Annotated in this window: 15 protein-coding genes; 1 reads left to right on the top strand and 14 read right to left on the bottom strand. The window is 65.3% G+C overall.

Features of this window, described 5'->3' with window-relative positions:
- Positions 1–48: 48 nt before the first annotated feature.
- Positions 49–666, bottom strand: coding sequence for a sugar transferase (locus K2O51_RS06900; protein ID WP_011301473.1), 618 nt, complete (start codon positions 664–666; stop codon positions 49–51).
- Between the two features lie 172 nt (positions 667–838).
- On the opposite strand from K2O51_RS06900, the gene K2O51_RS06905 reads away from it, so the two are divergent.
- Positions 839–1,873, top strand: a complete 1,035-nt coding sequence (locus K2O51_RS06905) for a DUF1839 family protein (RefSeq protein ID WP_011301472.1) — start codon at positions 839–841, stop codon at positions 1,871–1,873.
- Between the two features lie 70 nt (positions 1,874–1,943).
- On the opposite strand, the gene K2O51_RS06910 is transcribed toward K2O51_RS06905, so the two are convergent.
- The 13 genes from K2O51_RS06910 to K2O51_RS06970 all read right to left on the bottom strand — a co-directional run bounded on the left by K2O51_RS06910 (position 1,944) and on the right by K2O51_RS06970 (position 20,203).
- Positions 1,944–4,505 carry a beta-mannosidase gene (locus K2O51_RS06910; RefSeq protein WP_011301471.1) on the bottom strand — a complete coding sequence of 854 codons (2,562 nt, stop codon included), beginning with the start codon at positions 4,503–4,505 and terminating at the stop codon, positions 1,944–1,946.
- A gap of 29 nt (positions 4,506–4,534) precedes the next feature.
- Positions 4,535–5,533 carry an amino acid--[acyl-carrier-protein] ligase gene (locus K2O51_RS06915; RefSeq protein ID WP_011301470.1) on the bottom strand — a complete coding sequence of 333 codons (999 nt, stop codon included), beginning with the start codon at positions 5,531–5,533 and terminating at the stop codon, positions 4,535–4,537.
- 10 nt (positions 5,534–5,543) lie between these two features.
- Complete coding sequence (locus K2O51_RS06920; protein ID WP_011301469.1) at positions 5,544–6,752, bottom strand: acyl-CoA dehydrogenase family protein; 1,209 nt, start codon at positions 6,750–6,752, stop codon at positions 5,544–5,546.
- Positions 6,749–7,000, bottom strand: coding sequence for an acyl carrier protein (locus K2O51_RS06925; protein ID WP_011301468.1), 252 nt, complete (start codon positions 6,998–7,000; stop codon positions 6,749–6,751). Before K2O51_RS06925 ends, K2O51_RS06920 begins: the two co-directional genes overlap by 4 nt.
- A 272-nt stretch (positions 7,001–7,272) precedes the next feature.
- Complete coding sequence (locus tag K2O51_RS06930) at positions 7,273–9,675, bottom strand: polysaccharide biosynthesis tyrosine autokinase (RefSeq protein ID WP_011301467.1); 2,403 nt, start codon at positions 9,673–9,675, stop codon at positions 7,273–7,275.
- A gap of 88 nt (positions 9,676–9,763) precedes the next feature.
- The gene (locus K2O51_RS06935; RefSeq protein WP_011301466.1) at positions 9,764–10,486 is read right to left on the bottom strand and encodes a Crp/Fnr family transcriptional regulator; all 723 of its coding nucleotides are present in this window, start codon (positions 10,484–10,486) and stop codon (positions 9,764–9,766) included.
- A gap of 351 nt (positions 10,487–10,837) precedes the next feature.
- Positions 10,838–12,958 carry a glycoside hydrolase family 2 protein gene (locus tag K2O51_RS06940; RefSeq protein WP_220629983.1) on the bottom strand — a complete coding sequence of 707 codons (2,121 nt, stop codon included), beginning with the start codon at positions 12,956–12,958 and terminating at the stop codon, positions 10,838–10,840.
- Positions 12,955–13,938 (bottom strand): DUF1839 family protein, encoded by a 984-nt coding sequence (locus K2O51_RS06945; protein ID WP_140950106.1) that lies wholly within the window; start codon positions 13,936–13,938, stop codon positions 12,955–12,957. The genes K2O51_RS06940 and K2O51_RS06945 overlap by 4 nt, the downstream gene beginning before the upstream one ends.
- Positions 13,939–14,504: 566 nt before the next feature.
- A complete protein-coding gene (locus K2O51_RS06950) occupies positions 14,505–14,783 on the bottom strand; it encodes a hypothetical protein (protein WP_011301463.1) in 279 nt (92 codons plus the stop codon).
- Positions 14,784–14,878: 95 nt separating this feature from the next.
- Complete coding sequence (locus K2O51_RS06955; protein ID WP_041680321.1) at positions 14,879–15,349, bottom strand: response regulator transcription factor; 471 nt, start codon at positions 15,347–15,349, stop codon at positions 14,879–14,881.
- A 246-nt stretch (positions 15,350–15,595) separates the two neighbouring features.
- Positions 15,596–16,492 (bottom strand): helix-turn-helix transcriptional regulator, encoded by an 897-nt coding sequence (locus K2O51_RS06960; RefSeq protein ID WP_220629984.1) that lies wholly within the window; start codon positions 16,490–16,492, stop codon positions 15,596–15,598.
- Between the two features lie 977 nt (positions 16,493–17,469).
- Entirely contained in the window at positions 17,470–18,687 is a 1,218-nt protein-coding gene (locus tag K2O51_RS06965; protein ID WP_245001784.1) for a benzoate/H(+) symporter BenE family transporter, read from the bottom strand.
- 310 nt (positions 18,688–18,997) lie between these two features.
- Positions 18,998–20,203 (bottom strand): hypothetical protein, encoded by a 1,206-nt coding sequence (locus K2O51_RS06970; protein WP_342394086.1) that lies wholly within the window; start codon positions 20,201–20,203, stop codon positions 18,998–19,000.
- Between the last annotated feature and the right edge of the window lie 138 nt (positions 20,204–20,341).

A 20,341-nucleotide genomic window follows, 5' to 3' on the forward strand; every position in this document is an offset into this window, starting at 1 on the left:
CTTGTTGTTGTCGTTCACTCCTGCGCAATGCTGAATCGTGCCCTTAGTTCACGCAATATCGGCATTGTGAGCGCTCGGATTGCTGCCCCGGAAACGTGGCGCCGAGAATTCTCCCACCGCACTAATGCCATCGCGCGCCAGCACCTTTCTGACTGTTCGCCAAAGAATCACAATATCCAGCCACACGGAAGCATGGTCGACGTACCAGACATCCAGCCTGAACTTCTCTTCCCAACTGATCGCGTTGCGGCCGCTGACTTGCGCCAGCCCCGTGATTCCGGGCCGAACGTCATGGCGGCGCGCCTGTTCCTGCGAATACAGCGGCAAATACTCCATCAGCAGCGGACGAGGACCAACCAGGCTCATCTCACCTTTCAGGACATTCCACAGTTCCGGCAGCTCATCGAGACTGGTCGCGCGCAGGAATGCCCCGAAGCTTGTCAGGCGGTCCGGGTCCGGCAACAGTTCCCCATCCGCACCCCGGGCATTCGTCATGGTCCGAAACTTGAGAATCTGAAAGGGCTTGCCGTGTATACCCGGCCGCACCTGCCGGAAAAAGACCGGGCTGCCGAGCTTGCGGCGGATCGCGCAGACCAGGATGGCCAGCGGAACGGCAAGCAGCAAAAGACCCAGTGACGACAGAACAACATCAAAAATGCGCTTCATGGCGATCTCGCATTCCAGTCGAGCCGGCAGGCCACGATGCCGCCGACAGTCATGCTCTGATGCTACTCGCACAGGGCTTGCAGTCTGTGGGAGAGCGCACCGAAAGCCTTCGAACGGATTGCTAGTGTGACAGCAGGGGCATTGAAGGGCATTGAAGCGTGCCGAGGACATGATGAAATCAACGACCGTACCCAGCGAAGGCGGTGGCGGACTCGACGCCACCACGCGAACCTCCGTTCAACCCCACCCCCTGCACGGCCCCGACGCCACCTGGCAGGAAACCAATTGCTATATCGACCTCTGGATCGAACTGCTGCACGCCTGGGGACTCGACCCGCGCGCCGCGCTGCCGTTCACCGTCGCGCAAGATTTCGAAGGCGACCACTTCACCTTCTTCAAATACCCGCAAGCCGACCTGGAAACGCTGTACGGCACCGTGGTGCAGGAGATGGCGGTCTATGACACGCTGCAGGCCCACGTGGTGACACAGGTCGAACGCGGCCATACGGTGCTCGTCGAGGTCGACAGCTACTATCTGCCCGATACACACGCGACCGCTTACAAGCGCGAGCACGTGAAAACCACGGTGGCGATCGATAACATCGATCCTCACGCGCAACGGCTTTCGTACTTCCACAGCCTCGGTTACCACAGCGCGCACGACGAAGACTATCGCGGCCTGATGAGGTTGTCGCGCGAACTGAGCGGCAATGGGAACATCCTGTTCCCATACGCCGAATGTGCAAAGCGCGTGCGCCCCGCCCTCACCATGCCGGCCATGGCGGACGCGTCCGTTGCGCTGATGCGCCAGCATCTGGACAGGCTGCCCGCCATCAATCCGGTCACCTTGTGGCGAAGGGAATTCGACGCGCACATGGACACGCTGCTGGCGCGCGACGACGCCTATTTCCACCTCTACACCTTCAACCTCCCACGTCAGCTTGGCGCGAATTTCGAGATGTTGCATCACTGGCTGCGATGGCTCGACGAGCAGGGCCGCGGCAACCCGCTCGCGGCCCGCGCCGCGGAGTCTGCCGCCACCATTGCGGCCGAAGCCAAGGTCCTGCAGTTCCGGCTGGCGCGTGCGGTCGCACGCCGCCGCGCTGACCCGTGCACGCAGAGCCTTGACGTGCTGGAGTGCTGCTACGACAAGACCGTGGAAGGATTACTCTCCGCTTTCGGTGACACACGGCTTGCTGCCGCATAGGCAGACGGCGCCAGGCAAACACCGGCGACGTCCCTGATGTCGCCACAATCAGCCCACAATGAGCCCACAATCAGCCGTCGTAGCCCAGCGAGCGCTCGGCGTTGACGGCGTAGATCTCTCCTGACGGCACCGCATCGACCTGGCTTGTGTCTGCGCTATCCCGCATGAGGCGCACGCGCCGGCTGCATCCCGGGCCAAGATGAAACCAGTTCTCGGTGGCCTGATAGGCGTGGTCCTCGATGTGTACCCAACGTGCAAAACGGCGGGCTGTGATGGTCAGCCACCAGTCGTCATCCACACGTTCGACCTGCGCCTGCAGTTCAGGCGGCTTCAGCGCGGCCGCGCGGCGGTCAGGCAGGTACACGGCCTGGCTCAGCGGCTCGCCGCCGTTCTCGTCCATCAGCGTCGCGATCACCACGTCGTGCGACGGCGGACCGAAGCGGTACGCATAGGTGAAGTCGACAAAGCGATCGAGCAGCGCGGCGGCTTCCACGCGTTCCGCGCCGTGAGCCGGCAACCGAAGAGAATGCCGGACCTTCTCCACGACGATCTCGCCGTCACGCAGGCAACACAGCTCCAGCAACAACCGGCGCGGCTGCGGCGTCTCGTTGAGCACGTGCAGGTGCAGCCCGTTGAGGCCTTCGTCGGTGATGAGCACCTGCAGCGGTTGCCACGCCTGCTGCAATGCATGCCACGCCGATTTTGGACGCCCGCGTGCATCGACGATACCCCAGCCCGCACCGGGCACCAGATCCTGGAATTGCCAGATCAGGCCGCCCGCGCAACCGGAGCCGACGCGCCGCCATTCGGCGAACACATCGCTCATCACCTCGGCGACCACCGCGCGCGACAGTATCAGGTAACGCTGCGGCTGCTCATAGCGCAGACGCGACGGATCGACATCGTAAAGCGTACGCAGGTAGTGATCGCGCACGTCCTCGAAATCCCACGGCGCGCCGGCGTCGCGCGGCACCGTGGCCTTCCAGCGCGGCGAATGCAGCGGCGGCGTCCCCATCTCCGCAAGCGTGCGGTCACACGGCACGTTGGAGAAGGCCAGACATTCCGATGCGAACCGTACCTGGGCCAGGCGGGCATCCGCGAGCGGACGCTCATAGGCGCCTACGCCGTAATAGTGGCTGACCCCGCCATCGGGCTGGAATGGCCATGCGCCGCCGTTGGGCGAATTGCCGACATACACGATATCTGGTCGATGAGCCGCAACGAGCTGCGGAATCAACGTGTCGAACAAAGGCTGCTTCCATTCGCTGCGCGAGGTGCCGAGCATCGCGGCTTGCTGCTCCGCTTCACTGCCGCCACAGGCCACCGCAATGCTCGGATGGGCCCGCGTCGATGCCAGCCACTCGCCAACTTCGCGCGTCGCATCTTCGGTGAGGCCAACACCCGGCCCAATACTGCCGTAGTCGAAATTGGCGAACATGAAGTCCTGCCAGACCAGCAGTCCGAGTTCATCGCAGTTGCGATAAAAGGCTTCACCCGGATAGCATGTCACGCCGCTGATGCGGACCATGTTCATGCCGCCCGCGCGTGCGAGTTCGAGCCAGCGCCTCGACGCCTGGTCGGTATCCGCCAGCCCCGTGAGATCGATGCTGGAAAAGCAGGCACCTCGGCAGAACAGCCGTTCGCCGTTGATGCGCAGCGTGAACGCTCCGGCTTCTGCCGGGCACTCCGTTGACACACTGCGAAAGCCGACACGTCCGCAAGGGATCGAACGACCGTCGATGGTGGCATCGACACGATAGAGGCTTGGTTCGCCATGCGTATGCGGCCACCATAACCGCGGGCGCTCGACATGGATGGTGCCTTCAAGCGTGTGCCGGTCGATACGAACCAGCGCGGCCTGACCCTGGCAGCCGGCTTCGTCGCTGAGCTCCACGGCGCCGGTGGCAGGCGCCGACGCAGCAAAATGCAGGCGCACCGACACCTCGCCATCCTGCTCGTGCAGCCGCGCCCACAGGTCTGCCCGCAAGCCATGCAGGATGTCGCTGCCCGTGGGGTCAAGCAGTTCAACGGGCCGCCACGGTCCGACAGCATGAACCGGCGGGCACCATCCCGGCATATGGCCAAGCAGCGTCGCGCGCACGGTCCGCAACTGCGGCGGCACGATCATGCGGGGCTTCCATCGTACCGGGCCCCGCTGCCTGCGCAGCCATGGATCGAGCGCCCGGAAGCAGAGATGAAGCAGATTGCTGCCGGCCAGATCCACCTCAACCTCGTGGGCAACGAACATGTGCCGTGTGCTCAGCACAAGCCTGCCGTTCAGCCAGACTTCGGCGAGCGTGGCCAGGCCGTTGAAACGCAGCACGCGCCGGCCGTCGCCGGTAAAGACAACCCGATACCAATGGTCATGTACGTGCAACGGCAGCGGCGCAGCGTCGTCCCAGCGCCCCGCTGCGCGCAGGGCGCTGGCGACAGTGCCCGGCACGGGGGCAGGCAGCCATGCCAGCCCCGGGCTCAATGCCGCGGGACTGTCTGCGGCACCGGGAGGGGTCTGGGTCCACGTCCACTCGCCTTGCAGCGCGGCATCGACTACGGCAATCCCCGGGCGCTCAATGCGCGGGGATTGCCTGCCAGGCGCGGCAAGGCTTGCATCCAGGCAAGTCTGCAGCTTCATGAGACCGTCTCGGCGGCGCGTCAGAGGGGTCAGAGGCCTCCGAGCACTTCACGCACTCGCTTGGGCCATTTCGCCAGTTCAAAGCCATGGTGGCGCAGCAGCGCAAGCGTCAAGCGCTCGATGCCGAATCCCACGCACCCCGTATGGGCAGGCTCCCCATCCGCAGTACGCAAAGGCCATGCGTGAGCGAAATGGTCCATGTGGTAGTTGAAGCTCATGCAAGCCGTAGGCGGCGCGCCATCGTTGATCGGGACCAGTAACTCGAACTTGAGCTTCAGCTCGCGCTGGCTGTCGGCCACGATCTTTCCGCCGCGGCCAAAGAACGGATCGTTAGCCAGATCGACTTCATGGGGCAGTTCCAGCATGCCGGCAAGCTTCCTGCCACGCTCCATCCATACCTCACGGAACGCGACGATCTGCTCGGCGGTGCCAAGCCGCACGTATTCGCGCTGACGGAACATCTGCATGCGCGCCGGGTCAATCGACGGCTCATGGCGGAAGCAGTAGGTCAGCACGTCGACCACCATCCCGTCGGCGGACATCGGCCCACGCGCGGCGATCACGGGGTACACCGGGTAGCAGGCTGCCGGCGCGAGCACCACGTCCGTCGGGCGCTGCTGATCGGCCCAGTCCTCGCCCTGCTCCAGCCGTGCCAACAGGCGGTGGTGGTCGCGATCGCTGCCGCAGAAGCAGTGCACCGTGCCCGCCAGTTGAGGAAAGCTCTTGAGGTACTCGCTGGCCTCGAAGTCCTTGCGGGGCATCGCCGGGGGGAACCGCATCACTTCCGCATGCTGGTCTGCGCCGAGCTTGCTGATCGCGGCGTTCAGGCCGTCGGCGATGCTCTCGAAGAGCCCGCTCCGGCCATAGATACCCTCGACCGCGCTCGGATACAGCACCCGGGCATCGACCAGCGCCTGGCGAAACGCCCGGCGGCCGACGTCAGGGTCTTGCGTTGTTTTTGGCGCGGCATAGCTGCCACCGGCCGCCGTATCGTCACCTGGTTCGTAAGCGTTGCTGACATCTTCCATTGTCGGCTCCTCAGGCGGACCGGTCCGCCAGCAGCAGGTTGGCGGTGTTGGTCAGGATGCGATCATTGTTGATCATGAGCGGCGCCGACCACAGGTCCCGCAGGTGGCGGCCCAGGCTGAAGGGCGTGCCGTGCTTGTATCCGGCCATGCCGCACACCAGCATTGCGATGTGCACAGCTTCGAGCGCCATGGCCGACACGCTGGTCTTGAGGCCGTTCATTTCCGCTGCAAGGTTGAAGACCGCCGACATGCTCTGACCGCTGGCGTCAGCCTGGCGCTGGCGCTGGTGGGTCAGGGCGAGTTCCAGCCGGCCTTCCAGCATCTGGATGATCGCCACGGCCTCCGCCACACGAGTGGCCGAGGGCGGCAGCGTGCCCGGCCGGGCGCGGGCCTGGCCCTGGAACAGGGCCTTGGCACGGTGCACGGCATCTGCGGCAATGCCAGTCCACAACGCCGACCACAGGATGTGCGACACAGGGGTCATGGTGACATCGGCGATCTCGCCGAACGGCACCGGAATGACCTGGTCGGTATGGCCACGCGCTTCGAGCCTGAAGCCGTTGCTGCATGTGCCCCGCATGCCCAGCGTATCCCACGCGGACAGGCCTTCCAGCGCGTAGTCGGGCTTGAGCACGCTGACCATCACCTGGTCCGACGGCGACGCGTCAGGACTGCGCCGTGCAGTCACGAGGATGCCGTCCGCGTGCGCGCCATAGGAGATGGTCGGCGCCATCTTGAGCAGGTGCAGGCTGGTGCCGTCGACATTGACGGCACAACCGCTGTTGCGCAGCGCGCCGCCGATGGCTTCTTCGGACGTGGCCGAGGCCAGCAGCAACTGTTCGCCGGCAAGGCGCCGCAGCAGCTGCGCATGCCATGCGCTGCCGCTCGCATGGTTGACCAGGCACGCGACCTGGATCTGGTGCATGGCGTAGATCATCCCCGCCGACGCGCACGCGCCGCCGATAACGCGGCAAACAGCCGCGATGGTTTCCAGCGACGCGCCGCCTCCGCCAAAGGCGACAGGCACCATGGCACCCAGCAGTTTCTGCTCGCGCAGGACCCCAAAGGCTTCGTGCGGGAATCGGGCTTCGGTATCGACCTGGTCCGCAAACCGGGCGGCCTCGGTCGCCGCCAGATGAGCACCGGTCAGGCACTGCGCGGCGTCCATGGCCTGCGCATGCGAATGCGCCAGTTCCACGCTGGCGAGAGCGGGCTTCATGCGGCCTCCTGTTCTTGCTTGATCTGCTCGGCCGCGGCGGCGAGCGAGCTGATGCTGCGGAACAGCTGACGGGTCAGCAGGCGATCGGGAATCTCGATGCCAAGCGTGTTCTCCATCGCGAGCATTACATGCACGGTTGCCAGCGACGAAAGCCCTGCGGCATACAGGTCGGCCTGATCGTCCAACGACTCGACCGGTACATCAAGCCGGGCAACTTCCGAAAGGATGGTACGTATGGCTGCTTTCATGCTGGCGCTCCCGTGTCGGGTTTCTTCCCGGTTTATTGGCATTAGGCCAAAAGAACGGGGCCGAATCGGTGCGCTTCCCCACCAACGTTGCATTTTGGAAGCAGCCCGTTCCATCTTGGTAACGTCGTTACCGAAGGAGGGCGCATTCGCTGGGCAAAGGGAGGAACCTGTCGCGGTGCCAGTCTCGGCTGCGCGACGTATCGCATCCCCGTCGCGCCCCGCAGAAACGGGTACGCCCGGCAGGGCCGGGCGTATCGCTGTGGCGTAGTAGGTCAGGCTTTTCCGGTCGCGTCGACCTCGGCGGTCAACGCCGGATGCTTCGCTTCGGCGCGTGGCAACGGCATCCCCAGATACGGATTAATGCTATTGAAATCCGCCCGATTACTGCGCCGCTGCACCACCCCATTGAGTATGCCGCCGGCCAGCCGCGCATCGGCGCGCGCCAATCGCTTGAGCGTTTCATTCACCTGATCCGCCGGCGTGACGTCCGCGCGAATGACCAGCAACGTCGATCCGGCCAGGCTGGCGACCAGCGTCGCATCGGCAACCGCCATGACGGGCGGCGTGTCGACGATGACCAGATCGAAGCGCCCTGCGCACCGGCGCAGGTTGTCGGCCAGCGTCGGCAACATCAGCAGCTCCGACGGGTTGGGCGGCGTCTGCCCGTGGGTGAGGATGAACAGGCCATTGACCACGGTCGGCCGGACAGCTTCGGCAATCTGCAGGCAGCCAGACAACACCTCCGCGAGCCCGCCTTCAGGTGATTGGTCAAACCACTCGGCAATCTTGCCCCGGCGCAGGTCAGCGTCGACGAGCAGCACGCGCTGCCCCGCCTCCGCGAACAGCACCGCGAGGTTGACCGCGGAGAACGTCTTGCCCGCGCCTGCCGCAGGACTCGTCACGGCGATGACGCTATCGGGTGCCACGCGCAGCGAGAAATGCAGCGCCGCGCGCAAGGTGCGCAGCCCTTCCACCGCGAGCGAGTGCGGCGCCCGCCGGGCCAGCAGGAAATGATCGTGCAGTCCCTGCCTCAGGAGCCGTTCGCTTTCCGCGTATTCGCTGTCGGCTTCGTCGACGCCCGATGCATCGACCACCGAGGTGCCCGGACGCGGCGCCTCCAGGCGGCCGTTTGCCTGCAGGGCAAAACCCGCAGCAATACCAAGGCGACGCTTGGCTTCGATCTCGCGTTCGAGTTCCACCTGTTCGTCGCTGAACGCGACATCGCCGAGCATGGCGATGCCGAGCCGCTCTTCCGCGTCGTTGGTCGTCGCCACCGACGGCTTCAGCCGCTGGCGTACGCCGACACCGACCACACCAAGGCAAAGCCCCAGCAGCATGCCACTGGAAACGAACGGCCACGCGCCAGGCCCTACTGGCCGCGTCGGGACAATCGCGGTGTCGACCACACGCATCTGGCTTGAGTTGTCCGCGCGCAGCAGGGACAACTGCTCGACCTTCGTGCGCAGCGTCATGTACATGTCTTCAGCCACCTTGACGTCGCGTGCCAGTGCCACCGATTCGCGCTCGGAAGCCGACAGGCTCTGCATGCGCGCATCGATCTCCGCGCGCTCGCGTGTCATCTGCTGGATCTGGCTGTCGACGGTCTTGACCTCGTTGGCGTCCGTGGTGAAACGCTGCAGCAGCTTCGTGCGCTCGAGCCTGAGGGCCGCAATCTGGCGCTGGTACTCCATGCTGTTGTTCAGGAACGATTGCGCGTCGCGGCTGGGCTGCATCGAACCGGTGCGGGCGCGATAGCGGCTCAGCGAATCCTCAGCACGCGCGAGTTCGGCCTGCACGCGCGGCAACTCGCCGGTCAGGAAGGCAAGCGTGTCGGCGGCGTCGCCGCGGCGCTGCGCGGTCTGCCCGTTGATGTAACCGCGTGTCACGCCGTTCACGAGCGCGGCGGCGGCATCCGGGTCCGGGAACTGCCATGCGATGCGTACGGTGCTGCCGGCTGCGTCCGCGCTTTCGTTTTCGACGGCAAGGCCCAGCCGGATCGCGTCGGCGGTACGCGCCGGGTCATGGCGCGTGAGCAGGAAGCGCGTGCCGGGCGCGGCATCAATGCGCGCTACCCGCAGTTCCACGCCATTGCCCGCGGCATTCTCGCCGACGACGCCCTCTACCAGCTTTGTGTCCTGGTAGCTGATGCGGTAGCTGCCATCGCGCAACACTTCGAACAGCATGGGCTGGTCCACCAGCCTTTCGGGCACCGCAAGGCTGTCCAGCTGCAACCGTTCACCGCCCCATGCATAGCCCAGCCAGCTGCCGCGCGGCTGTCCCGGCGTGGACCACCGCTCGACGAGCCTGCCAACAAGCGGCGCGCGCACGGGCCTGGCGGAGATGTCCAGGTGCAGTTGTTCGACCACCGGCGACACCACCGCGCGGCTGCGCAGCAGGCCCGCGTCAAGCGGTGCGCCCTGCGGCGTCTGCGCGACGTTGCCGATGTTGCGTACCGCGCCGTCCTTGCCCTCCACCTGGACCAGCGCCTGGGCGCGGTACTCCAGCGGGGACGACAGTGCGATCACGCCGCCGATCGCCGCGCCAGCCACGCCGGCCGCGACGATCCACCCCATATGGTCCAGCAACGCGCGCGCCTGCAAAGCGCGCGGCGCCGGGGCTTCACGCCGGGGGGCCTCCCGGTCGGCCGGTGCACCGGCATATGACAGTCTGCTCACGGACACTGCTCCTCAAAACCATGAAGGCCGGATACCGCAGCGCAGGCTGCGTCACCGGCCATACCTGCTCACTTCCGGCTTTCCGGTCTCAGGCATGCGCCAGGGCGGGCAGCAGGCGGTCGTATTCGCGCTTGACCAGCTTGTAGCACTCGCAAGAGTGCTTCTCCAGCCCGCATCGGTCGAGCACCGTGATGTGGCCGCGGCTGTGATGGATCAGGCCGAGGTCTTCGAGCTTGCCCGCGGCTTCGGTCACGCCCTCGCGGCGCACCCCCAGCATGTTGGCGATGACCTGCTGCGTGATCACCAGCTCGTTCGAACTGAGCCGGTCGACGGCCAGCAGCAGCCAGCGGCACAGTTGCTTGTTCAGGGAGTGGTGGCGGTTGCACGCCGCGGTCTGTGCGATCTGCGTGAGCATGGCCTGCACGTACAGCAGCGTGACGCGTTGAAGCGTGGGCGTGCGGGGCAGCTCGGAACGCAGCAGGCGAGCGGGGATGCGATAGGCCAGGCCCGGGCTGCGCACTTCCACGCGGCACGGCATAGTGTCGCCACCGGTGACTACGGGAACGCCGACCAGGCCTTCGTTGCCGACCGCGGCGATCTCCACGGTGGCGCCGTCCTCGAGCAGGGACAGCAGCGACACCACCGACGTGGTCGGGAAATACACGTGGACGATGCGTTGTCCGGAATCGGTCAGCAACTCGCCGGCGCGCAGGCGCACCAGTTCGACGTGCTGCGCCAGCGATTCCCATTCGCTGCGCGGTAATGCATTGAGCAGATAGTTGGCATTCAGATCCGAGCGATGCGTGATCATTTCCTACCCCCCTGTCCAATCCCAAGCCCGTCTCCGGGCAAGAATCTACCCGCCGGCGCCGCGCACCCCCAACTACTCTGCCGCAGGGCCCGGCCGCACCAGACCGGTCTGTCGCCTGCCAGGATCGCAGGCCCGGCGTTTGCGTTCGTTTTCCCGTCAGCGTTGCCGCGGACCCCATCCATGCGGCAATCGAGCTGGTCCGGTGTCTTTATTAAGCTCCATGGAACGTCAATGGGACAGTAGGCAGACGGTTGGTGCCCCGTCATCCATTGGTAGGTTGGCCGGATAGCGGACATGCTTGCCGCACGCACGCGGGGGGTGGCCTTTGGGCAGGAACAGAAGCGGAAAACGCTACGCCCCGTAGTGGACGGGCGCGTCCTGGTTGAGTGCGCGGACCTTTCCAGCGGGGCACATGGCAGGATGAAGGGCATGCCCGCCTTCATGCAAAAGACGGATGCGGATGCGTCCGCCCGGTGCAAGGTGAAACCAGTCCTGCGACGGCTGAAGCACGTCGTCTTCGATATGCACCCAGCGCGCAAAATGCGTGGCCGATATCTCAAGCCACCACTGCTCCGCATACCGCTGCACTTCGACGTGCAGGCCGGCTTGCGGCAACGCGTCGGCGCGGCGATCGGGCAGGTGCGCGGCCTGGCTGAGCAGCTCGCCACTGCGAGCGTCCGACAACGTGGCCAGCACGACATCTGCCGCTGCCGCCGCTCCGCCCTGTTGTGGCTGCGGCGCCAGCACAAGCACAGCGCGCGCTTGCAGGCAAAGCACATGGTCGGCCTCGGCGTGTACCTGTGCGCCGTTCCGGATCCAGCAAACCCGCACGCGGACCTCACGCGGCGCGGCTGTTTCATTGGACAAGTCCAGCCGGATGCTGTCGCTGCCGTTGCTGCCGTTGTTACTGATCAGCACCTGCAACGGACGGCATGCCGCACGCATGGCATGCCAGCCGGATTTCGGGCGGCCGCACACATCAACCAGGCCTGTGCCGTTGGCCAGCAGCACATCGTGCAGCGATGGCGCCAGCGCCAGTCCCGCGCTACTGCCGTCGCGACGGCAACCGGCGATGAGATCATTCACGAGATCGGCAGCGAGCGCGCGCGACAGGCGCAGGTAGCGCTGCGCATCGGTCCGGCGCAGATGCGGGGGATCCACGTCATACAGCGTGCGCAGCTGGCGGTCGCGCGCATCCTCGGCATCCCATAGCGTGCCGACCGGATGCGGCACGCTGGCCTTCCAGCTCGGATCGGCCACGGCGTGCGACAGGCCGAGCGCTTCAAGCGTACGCGCGCACGGCACGCCAGCGATCTCGGGCAGCCATGCGGTGTCTGCCGGAGCCATGCCGTCGCGCCAGAGCAGCATGCCGGCGGCCTCGCACGCAGCTCGAATATCCGCGGCAGGCGCGCCATCGCGATCGAGATACAGCACGTTCAGGCCCGCGCCGCGCGCGAGCCGCATCCAGCGCCGCGTGGCCAGCGGCGATGCTGCCAGTGCGGCCAGTTCCTCGGCGGCCAGTCGCGCGCCGCGGCAAAACACTGGCACGTCATTGATGCGGGGGTACGGCATGTGTCCCTGCCTGTCGCGCCGGACGCTGCGCAAACCGATTTGCCCGCAGTCGAGTGCATGCGCGCCAGCCTCGGCCACGATGCGATAGCGGGCGGGCCGGCCGTGGGTATGCGGCCACCATGGATCGGGATGCGCAAGACGCACCTGCGCCGTCAGCGTGAAGGCATCTTCGCGCGTGAGTGACGCCTGGACTGCGCATCGCGCATTGCCGACGTTCAGCGTTGCCCGCAACGGTGCCTCGCCATGCAGGTGCAGGCGCATGCGGACCACGCCGTCGCCGTCTTCCAGTCCGGCGGAAAGGTCCATGGCAGCATCGGCAAGGACATCGCCACCGGCGACGTCAAGCACTTCGACCGGCTGCAGCACGCCGACGGCATGCAAAGGCTTCCCCTCTGCCGCCGCATGTCCGATCACACCGGACATCGGGAACGCACCGGCCTGGCGCCAGAACAGCGTGGCGCGCGCGCCATGCAGCCGCGGCACGATCGCGCGAAAGCACAGGTGCAACGTGTTAAGGCCTGCCAGTTCGACCTCGGCATCGCAGGCATCGCCCGGCGCTTGCGGAGCGGAAATCTCGCGGCCATTCAGCCATGCCTGCGCAGTGCCGGCCAGCCCGCGCAGGCGCAGGACCCGACGGCCAGTCGCGGCGAAACGCAGGCGGTACCAGTAGTCGTGGCGATGCACGGCCACCGGCGCCGAGTCGCGCAAGCGTCCCGACACGCGCATCGCGTCGGCCACTGTGCCCGGCACCGGCGCCGGCAGCCACGACGCGCGTTCGTCGAGGCACGCGGGGCTGTCGGCGGCGCCGGGCAGGGTCTCCAACCACGACCAGTCGCCCGACACGCGCCAGCCGCCTGGCACGCGCTTGTCGCCGCGTGCGATCGTGGCCGGAACCGTCACGCCGTGCTCCCGCCGAAATGCCGCGCCAGCACTGGCACGCAGGCTTGGTACGAGGCTTCGAGCTGGTCCAGGCAATCTTCGCAGGTATCCGGCTTGCGGCTGATCACCGCGCGCATCAGCCGGAACTGCATGACCATCGCTTCCGATGCCATGGTGTAGCAAGCCTCGGCCGTCTTGTCCGGCACCTGCTCACCTTGCATGACCAGCCAGCGCAGATAGCGCGCCAGCAGTTCGAAGTTGGCGCCGAGCTGGCGCAGCACGCCGGCCGCGTAGTGATGAAAGCCAGGCTCGCCGCGCGCCATCAGGCGATCGAGATGCTCGGGGAACGCCGCGCGGAATGTGCTGACCGGGTTGTCGCGCGGGCGGTTGGCCAGGTGAAAGCGGAAGAGTTCAAGCGACGCCTGCAGCAACGATGCCTCGCTGTGCGTGCAGGGATTGCGGCGCACGACGTCGGCATGGGCATAGAGCTGGACTTCCGGTATGCGCCCTCCCGGCGCGCGGCCGAAGAGCGCGGTGTAGTCCTCGCCGCTGGCGGTGTGATAGCCATCGGAGTGGAAGTAACCGACGGCCAGCGCATCGGGAATCATCACGTCGATGCCAATGCATGAGAGCGTGCGCTGTCGCTGGTAAGCCGCGCCCGGCGCGGGCGGCAACTGGGTGCTGTCGACCTCCATCACCACGATATTGCCGCGGCAGGTCTGCGCGGCGACGTGGCTTTCGAGCGAGTCGTATAACGTCAGGGCATGGATGCTCAGGCCGAACAGCCGCTCGAGGTCGGCATCGGGTATCCGGCACTGCGTGAAATGGTCGGCTTCAAACGCCTGCCTGACCGTGCAGGGCAGCGCGGCCACCGGTGGCAGGTCCAGGCCATGCAGCAGTTCAATCCAGAGATCCACGTGGCTGTTGACGTGAGACCAGACCGGATTCCCGCCTCGCAATCCCGGACCGCCACGTCCACGCATCTTCGTGTCGCCGTACACTATTGGCCTCCGCGCGTGCCAAGACGTTGCGTTCGCGGGCGCGCACGGTCAGGGTTGCCGGCGCACCTACGCGCCAGCAACTCGATTGTCCGTGCATTCACTCCTGTCCTGCGCGCCTTCCCCCAACCGTGTCCGTTGCTTTCGCGACCGGTTGTGCTGGCGATCATTGCGCGGCGTGTTCCCGCCAGTCTGTTGGACGGCGCACAAAGTTCTGCAGCCCTGTGCGCGGCGGCTCGCGCAAGGCGTTAGAGACCCCTCCGCTAGGGTTGAGGCATGGATGAATACTTGGTGCGCGGGGCCGCACGCATGATGCTTCTGGCTAATGGAGCGAGTGACGGCGATTGCCTATCGTCGATGAGACGTGCAAGCGCTACATGCCTTGCACGGTTCAAAGCCCGCATGGTCCCCCGGTCGGCGGGCTTCTTTTTTGGAGGCGTCCCATCGGGATTGCGCGGGGCGTGTGAAACCGGGGTACGGCATGGCAGATGCCATCTCCCCGAACCGTCTCCGGGGGTGCATTGCGCAGAAAGTCCGCCGAAAGGACCGGACGGGACCAAGGACGAGAGTCAGGGCACGAACGATGGCGGCAGGCGGTGCCGGTGCTGCGCGACGATGAGTGCCTTCAGGCTTTCCACGCGCAATCGCGCTTCGCGCTCGCCTGCTTCGCGTGCCGCCTCGGCCGCAGCCAGTTCGCAGTCGAATTGCCGGCCGTGCAGTTCACCGCGATACAGCAGCGGTTCATCGCTTTGCGTTGCCAGCCGGATTTCGAAGCAACAGGCCCACTTGCCCCGTCCTTCACGCACGGCGAAGCCGCGCACGACGAGGAATTCCAGACCGACCTCCATACGACCCCCTTGCACTCCCGCGACGGCGGCCTCTGAAACGGGCCAGCTTCTGCCGCAGGCATCTCAAGCATAGCCGCGCAACGGCTGGCGCGCCCTCATCCGGTGGCCGTAGTCCCAGCCGGACAAACGAGTGAGGGCTGAGGCGTACCCGTGGGCAGCGTAACAGCGGTGCGCGGGAAACACTGCCCGCCGGCCCAGACCAGCGCCGTGGCGGCACACACCAGATCATGCGATACGGGTGCGGCAAGGCAGCCGCTCGCACCGAGCAGCGCGGCATGAAGCATCAGCGAGGCATCGAGGCGATCGGAGATCACCAGCCAGCGCCGAGGCGCGAGCCGCGCATGCAGGCGGTCAAGCACCGCGCGCGGATCGCCTTCGACGCCGCTGCAATCAAGCAACGCGATGTCGGCGGGATCTTCGGCATGCTCGGAGGACATCGACACTTCGGCCTCATCGAGCCAGCGCAGCGCTCGCCAGCGGATCGGGCTGGGCAGGTTGAGCGCCTGCAGGCGGCGGGCCAGGACCCGGCACATCACTTCGTTGCTGGCAATCAGATAGGTCGACATTGACGGTGCGTGGCCCGTGCCTGGCCACAGATGCGGTACCACCGTTGCAGGAACAAGGCGCGGGGCGCCCCGGCTTTCCGACACGTCAGGCGGGCGGCGCCACACTGTTGCGCACAAGTGCCTGCCGGTCCCTTTACTGAGAACGTAGCAACCCGCCTCAATATCCGCCTCATGCTTTTGGATGAGACGGGGTCGCCAGAAGGATGAGTCAGCCTGGCCGCACTGCACGGCCAGACCCCGCAAGCACTATGCCGCGGCCATTCCGAAGCCTGCCGGCGCCTGCGAGGGGCTGGCCGGTGGCGGGCCAGCCCAGTTCAGCGTGGCGCCGCGCTGCAGTGCGACGTAGACCGCCTCACCCTTGTTGCGGACATGCAGCCGCTGGTACAGCGTGCAGGCGTGCGTCTTGGCCGTGGCCACGGAGATGTTGAGAACGCGGCTGACCGTCTTGATCGGATAGCCGCGCGCCAGCAGCGCGAGCACCTCGTACTGGCGCTCGGTAATGTTCAGCAGGTGCGCGCCCGCCGCAGGCGTTTCCTGGCCGCCAGCCTGCACTGCAGGTGCCATTCGTGGCGCCGCTGATGACGCAGTGTGCGCAACCAGCGCCGATTCGTTCCGGACGCATGCCCCGGCAGCGGGTACAACATGGGCCCGCGGCAACGCCACGACGTGCCGTTCGTCGTCGTCAGGCACCACGTCGGCCAGCATGCCCTGCGTCGCTACCTCGTCGTCGATCACGGCGCATGGGCTTTCGAGCTGGACACGGGACGGAAAGCACTCGCCGCCCGCCAGTACCAGCCGCACCGCGGCGTCAAGCGCCGCTGCACTGCTGTGCTTGTGCATGCAACCACGCACGCACTCGGGCAGCGCTGCCGCGACGAGTGCGGCGGCCGGCGATTCGGCCAGCACGAGCACGCGCTGCGGCTGCAGGCGTGCGCACACCTCGGCAAGCAAGGCGCAGCCGCTGCCGTGATCGGACGGCAATCCGAACACCAGCAGCTCCGCATCATGCAGCCACAGGTCCGGTTCAATCGGTGCCAAGGGATCGATATCGATCAGGTCACCCGCGATGTGCGCTTGCGCCAGGAGATGGCGCAGCCCCAGGCGCAACAGTGGATGAGGCTCAATCAAGAGGATGGTGGCCATGGCCGCTCTCTTTTTATAGCGGCAAGCGCGGACCCTGCGACGACCCGCACTTGCTGTTGGAAACAGCCTCGCTATCTTGCGAGATGCGGCTTCCATACGATCCGACAGAGCTCCAGCGCCTTCAGCCTTCCCGTCCGGCCGGCTGACAGCCCTTCCCGTGGAGGTGTCGAAATCGCCCCGTTTGCGTCTATCCGACGCTTATGTCCCGCAGGCGCTCTTAGACGCCATTGAAAACAGATGTAAGAAAATGTAATTCCGGTTTCCAGCTTATGAAAGGGTCGTTGGGAAAGCAAGGCAGCAGCATCCCGGAGGGGTTTTCCCTATGGACTGTTTGATGGATGCGCGCAGGCGAAAATCGGCGTAACGCGAGGCGCGAATGTGGCGCAAACGCTGCCACATGGCAGTATGACTAGTCCGTGCGGCCTGCGTTGTGAAGTAATCGTTGCCTGGCCAGGCGCCAGCGAAGGGAAAAAACCCCTGATCGGGTGAGAGGTGCTGTGTCATGCAAGCGCGCTCCCCGCTGAAGAGGGGTATCGCCCTTTGGACTAGGGTTGACGGTGCACGAACGGCCGCCAGGGCCTGGCGGCCGCCGAGGCGACTAGAACTGCGCCCACTCCTCCGTAGCCAGCGCCTCGGCCCTGCCGGGGCTGCCAGCAAGCCGGCTGATGGCAACGCTGACCGCTGGCGTCGCGGCGCGGGGGGGCATCGCTGGCGATTTCACCGGCGCGGCTACCATGGCGCGGACAGGTGCAGCGGCATGCGCATTCAGCGCCGACGGGGACAACCGAGCGCCGCCATCGATCCGGCATGTCTGGCAGACGGCCTGAAGCGATGGTTCATTGCAATCCGCAAGGCGGATTCGCGCGCCGCCACGCCGGACGTTCATGCCAGCGAAGCGAAAGGAAGGGGCGTGCTCATGGGAGTCAGTGAAATTGGCGCCCACACTGTCGCCGTGCACTGGCTGACGCCAGCAAGCGTCAACGCGCGGCGGATCGCTTCCCGTGGAGGATGCACCAGGCCGCGCTGCCGATCGCGATTCCCCAGAACGCAGAGCCCAGACCGAACATGGTCATGCCCGAGGCCGTGGCCAGGAACGTGATGACCGACGCTTCGCGGTGATCGTCCTGCGTGATGGCCTCCATCACGTTGGACATGATGGCACCGATCAGCGCGAGCCCGGCCAGGATCGCGACAAAGGCGTGGGGCAAGGCATCAAACAGCAGCACGATGGTGCCCGCGAAGGTCCCGCCCACGAGATAGAACACGCCATTGGCAACGCCGGCCACATAGCGGCGCGCAGGGTCTTCATGTGCGTCCTTGCCCGTGCACAGCGCGGCAGTGATGGCAGCCGTCACGATGGTGATGCCGCCGAAGCACGCGACCGCGGCACTGGCCAGGCTGGTCGCCGCAAGAATGGGCCGTGCCGGCGTGTGGTACCCGGACAGGCGCAGGATTGCCATGCCGGGCAGGAACTGCCCTGTCAGGCTCACGATCACCAGCGGAATGGCAAGACTCAGCGTCGCGCTCAGCGACCAGTGCGGCGCGGTGAACACCGGCCTCGCAACGGCCAGATGCAGATCGCCCGCATGCGTGAGCCCCAGCGCCGCAGCCGTCGCGACACCCACGGCCAGCACCACCACCATGCAATAGCGCTGCAGCCAGCGCCGGCACACGAGATACGTAGCGATCATCACGCCCGCCAGCAGCGGCATGGTTCCCGCCGCCTTGAATGCGCCCGCACCGAACTGGAACAGGATGCCCGCCATCATGCCGGCCGCGATGCCGCGCGGGATCCGTTGCACGAGCCAGTCGAAACTGCCGGAGATCCCGATCACGAACAGGATCGCCGCGGCGCTCACGTAAGCCCCCACCGCGTCGGCAAGGCTCATCTGCGGAAACAGCGTCACCAGCAGCGCCGTCCCGGGCGCGGACCACGCGGTGATGATTGGCACACGGAGCCACGCGCTCAGCAGCAGCCCGGAAACGCCAGCACCGATCGAAATCCCCCACACCCATGACGTGACCATGTCGGCGGGCAGGTTGGCAGCGTGCGCGGCCTGAAAAAAGATCACCAGCGGGCCGGAATACGAAATCAGGACCGCGAGGAAACCTGCCGTGATCGCGGAGAGCGACAGTGGATTGCCGGCGCGATCCGCATGGTGTTGCGGAGCCGGAGAGATGAGGGGTTCTGGCATAGGGCGATTGAAGGCGGTGGGCCTTCCTGTCTCCGTTCTGGCCCAACACGGGGGCCGGATGTTATTCCTGGGCTGCGCCGCACTGACGGTGCAACCCATGGTGCACCTGCCGCTCGCGTCTTGTGCGGTGGGCGCGAACCGAGAATAGACAAGGATCGCGTGGAGCGTCCAACACTGATTGGGTATTGGGTTGATACGCCGGAGGTATGGTGGTGAAAGGGGCTTTTCGTTAGGGTAGGGCTATCGCGTGAAGCGACCGTTCCTCACGATCCCTGGTGAATCACGGCTTCGCTGGGTATCCAGCCCTTCGTCAGAACGTTTTTTTCTTTACCTGCCAAGCGACGCCCGCACTTGCTGTCGTAGCAGATGCAAAACCGATAGTGAATGTAGTAGGTGATACGGCAGCGATATACGGCCTGGCATTCGCTGCCTCTCGGTTGGTCGCTGTCAATACGATCTCGCTCTTGGCCGGCGTATAGCTCAAGCCATGCTTCACCGTGATGGCAGATGCATCTGCTGCAGCTATTGCCTCGCCACTTCCCTCGGTAGCGAACCCCAAGTTGCTTTCGACCCTGGCGAATAGCGTAGATATCCGCAGTCCCCCAGTATCATTTCGACTCACGCTGTTGCTACTGTCACCATCCGCCGACTCAATAATCGCCGTCGTGGCAGGCGAGCCCGCCCCCCGAGCCAGTGTGTTCTCGTTAACCTGGAAGCGTGTGCAGCCAGCAAAATCGACCCCAAACCGTCTGAAGAAGGAAATCGTACAGTGCACCAGGAATCCGGAAGCCACGCCCCGCAGCCTTATGCAATCAGCTCCGGCACCGTTTGAATGGTTAAGTGCTGAAATAAAGCCGATCTTGAGGTTTCGCGTGGGGTCGCCGTTGCTTGCCAGGCTGACATCCAACGCGGGATTAGATCCCCCCCCACGAAGCTGGCGACTCGACAGGTAGCACCCACCGTTGATCTCGGCGCCGTCAACCCCACGTAGGACCACGGGGGCATCACAATAATCAATGACCGCTCCCCCTGTGATTGTTACCAAATCAGTTCCCTGCGAATAGACGCCAATTGCACAGCCGATGGCGACACCGCCATTGATGACAAGACCAGCAGAATAAGGGCCGTAGTCGCCGTCATCATTGACCATGTATGCGGTATTCTTCCAATTGCAGCCTATAAACTGCGTATTAACTGTCCTGACACGATAAACGCCCTTGTTACCAAACGCACCGTCAAAGGAACATCCAACTAGCGCCCCTTCGCGCACCCCATCGAGATACACGCCGTAGTCGGCATTCATGAATTGGACGCCGTCCAGCAAGAAATCATCGTATTGAGTAGTGCTGGTGCCGGTCACCCACCTGACGCCGATACCCCGTCCAGTGAATCTGCCACCGCAGATTGTCAGCTTCTTTCCGTGATCGCTTTTCCTTAGAGCGCCCTTGCCTTCCGTGGCACATATGATTTCGGCCCCGTAGGCAATGAGCGTGACCGCCTTTCCAGACAGGTCCACCTCCGTCAGCCTGTAGCGACCGCCGGCCGGAAACACTAACGTCCCGCCATCCCTGATCCCAGCCACGGCAGCCACGACGGCAGGCGTATCATCGGCAACACCATCTCCCCGTGCACCAAACCTCCTAACGCTTGTCGG

It is taken from the genome of Cupriavidus pinatubonensis (genome assembly GCF_019602855.1).
Classification (GTDB): domain Bacteria; phylum Pseudomonadota; class Gammaproteobacteria; order Burkholderiales; family Burkholderiaceae; genus Cupriavidus; species Cupriavidus pinatubonensis.

Bases quoted from the DNA above. Each gene is read 5' to 3' on its own strand.
- K2O51_RS06905 (WP_011301472.1), top strand. From the start codon at position 839: ATGAAATCAACGACCGTACCCAGCGAAGGCGGTGGCGGACTCGACGCC.
- K2O51_RS06920 (WP_011301469.1), bottom strand. From the start codon at position 6,752: ATGAAGCCCGCTCTCGCCAGCGTGGAACTGGCGCATTCGCATGCGCAG.
- K2O51_RS06915 (WP_011301470.1), bottom strand. From the start codon at position 5,533: ATGGAAGATGTCAGCAACGCTTACGAACCAGGTGACGATACGGCGGCC.
- K2O51_RS06955 (WP_041680321.1), bottom strand. From the start codon at position 15,349: ATGTCGACCTATCTGATTGCCAGCAACGAAGTGATGTGCCGGGTCCTG.
- K2O51_RS06960 (WP_220629984.1), bottom strand. From the start codon at position 16,492: ATGGCCACCATCCTCTTGATTGAGCCTCATCCACTGTTGCGCCTGGGG.
- K2O51_RS06965 (WP_245001784.1), bottom strand. From the start codon at position 18,687: ATGCCAGAACCCCTCATCTCTCCGGCTCCGCAACACCATGCGGATCGC.
- K2O51_RS06950 (WP_011301463.1), bottom strand. From the start codon at position 14,783: ATGGAGGTCGGTCTGGAATTCCTCGTCGTGCGCGGCTTCGCCGTGCGT.
- K2O51_RS06910 (WP_011301471.1), bottom strand. From the start codon at position 4,505: ATGAAGCTGCAGACTTGCCTGGATGCAAGCCTTGCCGCGCCTGGCAGG.
- K2O51_RS06925 (WP_011301468.1), bottom strand. From the start codon at position 7,000: ATGAAAGCAGCCATACGTACCATCCTTTCGGAAGTTGCCCGGCTTGAT.
- K2O51_RS06935 (WP_011301466.1), bottom strand. From the start codon at position 10,486: ATGATCACGCATCGCTCGGATCTGAATGCCAACTATCTGCTCAATGCA.
- K2O51_RS06900 (WP_011301473.1), bottom strand. From the start codon at position 666: ATGAAGCGCATTTTTGATGTTGTTCTGTCGTCACTGGGTCTTTTGCTG.